A 438-nucleotide genomic window follows, 5' to 3' on the forward strand; every position below is an offset into this window, starting at 1 on the left:
CGTCCTGGGGAAGGAAACGCTGCAGCTGATCGATGAGGCGTTGGGCGACGTCGTAGAATGCGACCCGGCCAAGGTGGAATCCTTCCCCCACCGCGTCTGAACAGAATCTACAAGCGACGTGGCGCCCCGTCTGTGACTTTAGCCCGGTAAGCCGGTTCATGCGTCTGCAATCGACGTGTAACGCACCCGGGCAGGGGACCCGGCCCGTTTCAGCGTGGTATCAACAGCCGAATCTGGGTCCTGATTTCCTGCACCCGGGCCTCGATGTCAATGCCGGTGTTGTCACTTGCTGCCATGGTCATGAACATGACCGCAGACACAACCCGTGCTGTCGTCGCGGCGTCCTGGGCATCAGCCAGTCCATCCCGGGTGAATACGGTGGCGATGGCTTCCTCGGTTTCCCCAACGATCGCCAGAGCCACACCACAGCGCAGCCCT

The 438-nt window shown here is 61.6% G+C and carries 1 protein-coding gene; it reads right to left on the bottom strand.

The genetic code is table 11. The features are described from left to right. Positions 1 to 209: 209 nt before the first annotated feature. On the bottom strand, positions 210 to 438 hold a 229-nt coding region (locus AB3U87_RS22265), incomplete at its 5' end, for a hypothetical protein (RefSeq protein WP_394150603.1).

The organism is Erwinia plantamica (genome assembly GCF_043420595.1).
Taxonomy (GTDB): domain Bacteria; phylum Pseudomonadota; class Gammaproteobacteria; order Enterobacterales; family Enterobacteriaceae; genus Erwinia; species Erwinia aeris.